The following is a 6,396-nucleotide window of genomic DNA, read 5'->3' as shown; positions in this document are numbered from 1 at the left end:
CGCCACACCAGCGCGTCGAGTGGGTCGGTCTTGCCCGGCTGATCCGGGTCGCCGCCGCGTTGGGCGAACAGCCGCAACATCGTGTCCCGGTCATAGCCGGATTCGTAGCCGAACTGCACGGTGGCGTCCGACCGGAAGTAGATGTCGGGATGGTCGGCGTCGTCGACGATGTAGGCCGCCCCGGACGCCAGCATCTTCTCGACCAACTCGACCATTTCGGCCACCGTTTCGGTGGCCGCGACATACTCCCGCGGCGGCTGCACCCGCAGCGCGGTCATGTCCGCACTGAAGAGCGCGACCTCGCGCGCCGCGAGGTCGCGCCAGTCGACACCGTCGCGCTCGGCGCGTTCGAAAAGCGGATCATCGACGTCCGTGACGTTCTGCACGTAGTGCACGTCGTGACCGGTGTCCAGCCACAACCGGTGGATCAGGTCGAACGCCAGGTAGGTGGCAGCGTGGCCGAGATGGGTGGCGTCATACGGCGTGATCCCGCAGACGTACATGGTGGCTGTGCGGCCGGCTGTCACCGGCCGCACCTGGCGGTCCGCCGTGTCGTAGAGCCGCAGTTCCGGGCCGCGTCCGGGCAGCGCCGGGATGGGCGCGGCCGACCACGATTGCATGAGTTGACTGTAGGTGACCGGGAGACTCGTCAGCCGGCCAGGCGGATGGCCCCCAAAAGCACGTCAGCCAGTTCAGGACGACACATCAGCAGGTCCGGCAGATACGGGTTGGGCCGGTTGTAGACCAGCTTCGAGCCGTCCAGCCGCGAAGCGTGCATGCCCGCGGCCCAGAGCACCCCGGCGGGTGCCGCCGAATCCCATTCCCACTGCCCGCCGGCGTGGATGTAGGCGTCGGTGTCACCGCGCACCACCGACATGGCTTTGGCGCCGGCCGACCCGATGCGGACCGTCTGGATGTCCAAGCGCCGGGCCAGCCGGTACAGCACCGCCGGTGGCCGGTGTGCGCTGGCGGTGATACGGATGGGACCGGTGTGCGGCGACGCGTCGGCGGTGACGGTGTCACTGCGGTGCACCTCGCCGAGCGCGGGCAGAGCCACCGCCGCGTCGGTGATTTCACCGCCCGGACCCGCGTGCCGTTGCCACAGCGCCACGTGCACCGCCCAGTCTCTGCAGCCGGGTATCGAAAACTCGTTGGTGCCGTCCAGCGGGTCGATGATCCACACCCGATCGGCGCGCAGGCGGGCCAGGTCGTCGTCGGCTTCCTCGCTGAGCACCGCGTCGCCCGGGCGTTCCGCCCGCAGCCGTTGCAGCAAAAACGAATTGGCCTGGCGGTCACCGATGTCGCCGAGCCTCCACGGGTAGGCGAAGCCGACTTCCTCGCGCACCGCCAGCAACAGCTTGCCGGCGTCGACGGCCAAATCGGCGGCCAACGCCGCGTCGGTCAGGCCGTGGGACGCGGTCACTGCTCCAGTATCGCCGAACGGCATACGCGGTCATCGCCGAGTGTGTGGCTTGTGGTCGCTGATCCACCCAATTGGCGCAAAGAAGCTACACACTCGGCGAACGACTAGAACGCCGGCCAGGGAATGGGACGGTGCCGATCCGGGGTCGGCATCAGCGGGTTGTCGAGCATCCCGCGAGCGCGCCGACGCAGCGCCGCCACCTCCACGGCGCTGATGTGTCTGGCCAGCGCTTCGGCGAACGACCCGCTCAACGCCTCGACGAGCCCCGACACCGCCGCCAGGCTGTCGTCATCGATGGGTTTGCCGGCCCAACCCCACAGCACCGTGCGCAGCTTGTCCTCGACGTGCAGACAGACACCGTGGTCGACGCCGTAGACCTTGCCGTCGACGGCATGCAGAATGTGGCCGCCCTTGCGGTCGGCGTTGTTGATCAGCACGTCCAATACCGCCATGCGCCGCAACCGCAGGTCGTCGGCGTGCACCAAGATGACTTCGTCGCCGGCGTAGTCGTAAGCCCGCAGCACCGGAAGGTAACCCGGCGGCAGCTTGCCGGCCGGGCACAGGTCGACCAGGTCAGGCCCGGGCTCCGGATCGGAGTCGGGGGCGTCGCCGGGCTGGTGCACCCACAGCTGCAGCATGCCGCGACCCGCCGGCCCGTTGCGAATGATGGTGTGCGGCACGACGTTCCAGCCGAGCTGTGCCGCCACCAGGTACGAGCCGACTTCGCGGTCGGCCAGCGTACCGTCGGGAAAATCCCACAGCGGCTGCTCCCCCGCGACCGGCTTGTAGACGCAGTGCACGCTTCGCTGACCCAGCGTCGACTCGCACAAGAAGGTGGCGTTGCTGGCGGAGCGAATCCGTCCGAGAACGGTTAGGTTGCCGCGCTGCAACACCTCCCGATCGTCAGGCCTCGAGGTCATCGTCAGACCCGAGCAACGCGCTACGCCGGTAGCCGTTGGTGCGCGCGCAGAGGTGTCCGTCGGGGTCCAGCGGCTCGTCACACAGCGGACAGGGCGGACGGCCTGCGGAGATGACGCGGTTGGAGCGGGTCGCGAACTGGCGCGCCGACTCCGGCGTCAGGAACACCCGGACGGCGTCGGGGCCTTCCTCGGTGTCGTCGAGTACCACGGACGCGTCGAACTCCGCGTCGGTGACCGCCAACAGTTCGACCACCACCGTCTGCGCTTCGGAGTCCCAGCCCAACCCCATGGTGCCGACCCGGAATTCGGCGTCGACCGGGGTGATCAGCGGGCTGAGGTCTTCGACGTCGTTGGTCTCCGGCGGCACCGGCGTACCGAACCGGCGATTGACTTCGAGCAGCAACGCGCCGATGCGCTCGGCGAGCACCGCAACCTGCTGCTTCTCCAGCACCACCGACACCACCCGGGAGTCATGCACCGCCTGCAGATAAAACGTGCGGTTGCCGGGCTGCCCAACGGTCCCGGCGACGAATCGGTCGGGTGTGCGGAAGACATGGATTGCGCGAGACATGGCAATTCCCAAAATACCGGCAGTTGCGGCTGCCATGTAATTGCGCAGTGTCAGTCGGTGGAGCCGCCCACTACCGCGTCGCCGGGCGCCGTCGCAGACTGCGGTTCCGGCGGTGCGGTCAGCACCGCGCTCAGCCGGCTGCCGGTGTGATTCACGTGCAGCACAAACGGCCGCAAAGAGGTGTAGCGGACCACGCTCATCGATGCCGGGTCGGCGGTGATGCGCTGGAAGCTGTCCAGGTGCATGCCCAGCGCGTCGGCGACGACCGCCTTGATGACGTCACCATGTGTACATGCCACCCACAGCGCGTCGCCGTCGTGCTGCTCGGCCAGCAGCCGATCATGGTCGCGGACCGCGCCCACCGCGCGTGCCTGCACCTGCGCCAGCCCTTCACCGTCCGGGAACACCGCTGCGCTGGGATGGGCTTGAACGACCGCCCACAACGGCTCTTTGGCCAGCTCGCCGATGGTGCGGCCGGTCCACTGGCCGTAGTCGACCTCGGCGAGCCGATCGTCGACGACGGGCTCGAGGCCGAGGGCGGCGGCCAGCGGTTCGAGGGTGCTTCGGCAGCGCAGCAGCGGCGAGCACACCAACGCCCGGATCGGCAGCGTCGCCAGGCGCTCAACCAGTCCGGCGGCCTGCTCGCGGCCCTTATCGTCTAGGTTGACCCCTTCGGACCGGCCCGCCAGGACGTGCGCGGTGTTCGACGTGGACCGGCCGTGCCGCAACAAGATCACGGTCAATTGCGCCGCTCCTCCTCATCGCTGCGCTCTGCATCGTCGCCGGCGGTGGTCACGCTGCCGCCACCACCCCGGTCGCGAGCAGAGCCAGCACCGTGGCCCCCGCCACGACGCGGTAGCCGACGAACCAGTACATGCTGTGCCGCAACAGAAATCGCAGCAACCAGGCCACGGCGGCGAGGCCGACGCCGAAAGCGATCAAGGTGGCCACCAACAACTGCGGGCCGGTTGCGCTCATGCCCTCGCGGACCGGGTGGAAGGCATCGGGCAGTGAGAACAGTCCGGAGGCGAACACCGCCGGGATGGCCAGCAGAAACCCGAACCGGGCGGCCAGTTCGCGCTCCAGCCCGAGGAAAAGGCCAGCGCTGATGGTCGCTCCGGAGCGGGACACCCCGGGGACCAGCGCCAGCGTCTGTGCCGCGCCGACCAGGACGGCGTCGCGCCAGTTCAGCTGATCGACGTGCCGGTTCTGCGACCCGAACCGCTCGGCTGCGGCGATCACCGCCGAGAAGACCACCAACGCCGTCGCCACCACCCACAGGTTGCGCGCGCCGGACCTGATCAGGTCGGTGAATAGCAGCCCCAAGACGCAGATCGGGATGGTGCCGATGATGACGTACCACCCCAGCCGGTAGTCGACGTTGCGGTGCCTAGAGACGGATGAGCCGACGACCAGGCCGTTGATCCACGCCGTGACGATCCGCACGATGTCGCGGGCGAAATAAACCAGCACGGCTGCCTCGGTGCCCAACTGGCTGACCGCGGTGAACGAGGCGCCCGCATCACCACCGAAGAGCACCCGCGAAGCAAGCGCCAGATGTCCCGACGACGACACCGGCAAGAACTCGGTCAAACCCTGCACGACGGCTAAATCGACGACCTGCCACCAAGACATCGCCGGGCCCGCAGTCACGACGACGACCGTACCGGTTGACGGTGCGCAGCTACGGCCCGGGCAACCGGCCCGAGCGCAGGGCGCCAGTCAGATCAGTGAGCACCGGTCGCAGCGACCGCGACCGAATCCCGTACCGCGGCGGCCAGGCTCCGCTCGTCGGTGAGGTCCAAGTCGACGAGGCTTCGGCTGGCCTTCGCCATGACGTCCTCGGCCTGCGGCACCGGACCGGTCAGCCGCGGCCGGTAGATCTCCACGACAAGAGATCGGTGCTCGATGTGGAAGGAGAAGCTGCGGCCATCCCCGACCTGCCCGTATCCGCTGGCGAAGACCCCGGTGGACATATCTTCTATAACGAATTCCCGGCCACCGAGCTGGCGGTCTGCGGCGAGGGTCACGCGACAGCCCCATCGTGCTCGCCCCGCCCGGGCCGGTCGGCGGCGCCGAACCTCGCCGGACCGAAAACCTCGTCGTCGTCTGTCGACGGACATTCGCTTCCCACGACCGACGCGTTACCCGCTGTCCGGAAACTGTAAACCTGCCGGTTACCTGCCGGCAGATGCGCGCCGCCGATCCGATTGGTACCGCGCGCCGCGCCGATATGCTTTGGTTAACATCTGACCAACGGAATCCACCGTCGAAACCGTCGAAAAGGTACGTAACCCCACCGTGCGGCACCCCACCTCGCTGGCCTGTGACGATAGGCGCGGCACGTTGCGCCTGGCGCCGGGGGGCGGCCGGATCAGCGAGCTTCCGTTGGGTCGGCGTTGACCGCGGCAGGCGGCCGCGGATTGCCGGCGGGGTGGGCGAAGGACATGTCCGACGAGTACGAGTGGGCTCCGTTGCGCCTGCCTCCGGAGGTGACGCGGGTCAGCGCGTCTACCCGGTTGTCCATCGAGGCGGAGTACCGCGGCTGGGAGCTGACCCGGGTGCGGCTCTACACCGATGGCAGCAGGCGGGTCTTGTTGCGCCGGAGAAAATCTCCGCTCGACGCGTCGAGGCGGCCCGACCAGCCGGAACTGTGACGTGAGCGTCCCGGGCGACGGCTCTCCGAGGATCTATCGCGTGGTGCGCGGCCTGCTGTTCCTGATACCGCCGGAAAGCGTCCATCGACTGGTGTTCGCCGTGCTGCGCGGCCTCACCGCCGCGGGTCCGCTGCGACATCTGCTGCAGCGACGGCTGTCGCCGTCGGATCCGGTGCTGGCCAGCACCGTGTTCGGGGTACGTTTCGCGGGCCCCGCGGGGCTGGCCGCCGGCTTCGACAAGGACGGCACCGGACTGCACAGCTGGGGCGCACTTGGATTCGGCTATGCCGAAGTGGGCACCGTCACCGCCGAACCGCAACCCGGCAATGCGCGACCGCGGGTGTTCCGGCTGCCGGCCGACCGGGCGCTGCTGAACCGAATGGGCTTCAACAATCAGGGCGCCGGCCGGCTGGCGATCCGGCTGGCCCGACACCGCCCCTATGTGCCGATCGGCGTCAACATCGGCAAGACCAAACTGACGCCGGCGGTTGACGCCGTCGACGACTATCGCACCAGCGCCCGCCTCGTCGGTCCGCTCGCGTCCTACCTGGTCGTCAACGTCAGCTCACCGAACACCCCGGGGCTGCGGGACCTGCAAGCAGTCGAGTCGCTGCGCCCGATCCTGTCCGCGGTGCTCGCCGAGACGTCGACGCCGGTGCTGGTCAAGATCGCTCCCGACCTGCCCGACTCCGATGTCGACGCCGTCGCCGACCTGGCCGTCGAACTAGGGCTGGCCGGCATCGTCGCCACCAACACCACGGTGTCGCGTGACGGCCTGGCGACGCCGGACGTCGAGCGCCTCGGTTCCGGCGGCGTGTCCGGACC

8 protein-coding genes and 1 pseudogene are annotated in these 6,396 nt (G+C 68.8%); 2 read left to right on the top strand and 7 right to left on the bottom strand.

Going from position 1 to position 6,396, the window contains the following annotated elements; genetic code table 11:
• The 7 genes and pseudogenes from WA317_RS18810 to WA317_RS18780 all read right to left on the bottom strand — a co-directional run.
• Nucleotides 1-620, bottom strand: a pseudogene (locus WA317_RS18810) (cysteine--1-D-myo-inosityl 2-amino-2-deoxy-alpha-D-glucopyranoside ligase); the annotation flags it as partial.
• A 29-nt stretch (nt 621-649) separates the two neighbouring features.
• Entirely contained in the window at nt 650-1,447 is a 798-nt protein-coding gene (locus tag WA317_RS18805) for a 3'(2'),5'-bisphosphate nucleotidase CysQ (RefSeq protein WP_425174474.1), read from the bottom strand.
• Between the two features lie 80 nt (nt 1,448-1,527).
• Nucleotides 1,528-2,343, bottom strand: coding sequence for an SCO1664 family protein (locus tag WA317_RS18800; protein ID WP_425174473.1), 816 nt, complete (start codon nt 2,341-2,343; stop codon nt 1,528-1,530).
• Nucleotides 2,327-2,914 (bottom strand): DUF3090 domain-containing protein, encoded by a 588-nt coding sequence (locus WA317_RS18795; protein WP_425174472.1) that lies wholly within the window; start codon nt 2,912-2,914, stop codon nt 2,327-2,329. The genes WA317_RS18800 and WA317_RS18795 overlap by 17 nt, the downstream gene beginning before the upstream one ends.
• A gap of 50 nt (nt 2,915-2,964) precedes the next feature.
• Nucleotides 2,965-3,657, bottom strand: a complete 693-nt coding sequence (locus WA317_RS18790; protein WP_425174471.1) for a histidine phosphatase family protein — start codon at nt 3,655-3,657, stop codon at nt 2,965-2,967.
• Nucleotides 3,658-3,706: 49 nt separating this feature from the next.
• On the bottom strand, nt 3,707-4,549 hold the full coding sequence (locus tag WA317_RS18785) for an undecaprenyl-diphosphate phosphatase (RefSeq protein ID WP_425174476.1): 843 nt from the start codon (nt 4,547-4,549) through the stop codon (nt 3,707-3,709).
• Between the two features lie 92 nt (nt 4,550-4,641).
• The gene (locus WA317_RS18780) at nt 4,642-4,944 is read right to left on the bottom strand and encodes a hypothetical protein (RefSeq protein WP_425174470.1); all 303 of its coding nucleotides are present in this window, start codon (nt 4,942-4,944) and stop codon (nt 4,642-4,644) included.
• Between the two features lie 369 nt (nt 4,945-5,313).
• Here WA317_RS18780 and WA317_RS18775 point away from each other — a divergent pair, with 369 nt between their 5' ends.
• Nucleotides 5,314-5,571: a DUF5703 family protein gene (locus tag WA317_RS18775; RefSeq protein ID WP_425174469.1), complete on the top strand. Its 258-nt coding sequence runs from the start codon at nt 5,314-5,316 to the stop codon at nt 5,569-5,571.
• A gap of 31 nt (nt 5,572-5,602) precedes the next feature.
• A partial coding sequence (locus WA317_RS18770; RefSeq protein WP_425174475.1) for a quinone-dependent dihydroorotate dehydrogenase occupies nt 5,603-6,396 on the top strand: 794 nt, incomplete at its 3' end.

It is taken from the genome of Mycobacterium sp., assembly GCF_049802695.1.
Taxonomy (GTDB): Bacteria; Actinomycetota; Actinomycetes; order Mycobacteriales; family Mycobacteriaceae; genus Mycobacterium.
Note: the sequence above shows the minus strand (reverse complement) of the source record. Positions and strands in the feature narration are given on the sequence as shown.

Excerpts from the sequence above, each read along its gene's own strand:
- WA317_RS18800 (WP_425174473.1), bottom strand. The coding sequence starts at position 2,343 with ATGACCTCGAGGCCTGACGATCGGGAGGTGTTGCAGCGCGGCAACCTA.
- WA317_RS18805 (WP_425174474.1), bottom strand. The coding sequence starts at position 1,447 with ATGCCGTTCGGCGATACTGGAGCAGTGACCGCGTCCCACGGCCTGACC.
- WA317_RS18785 (WP_425174476.1), bottom strand. The coding sequence starts at position 4,549 with ATGTCTTGGTGGCAGGTCGTCGATTTAGCCGTCGTGCAGGGTTTGACC.
- WA317_RS18795 (WP_425174472.1), bottom strand. The coding sequence starts at position 2,914 with ATGTCTCGCGCAATCCATGTCTTCCGCACACCCGACCGATTCGTCGCC.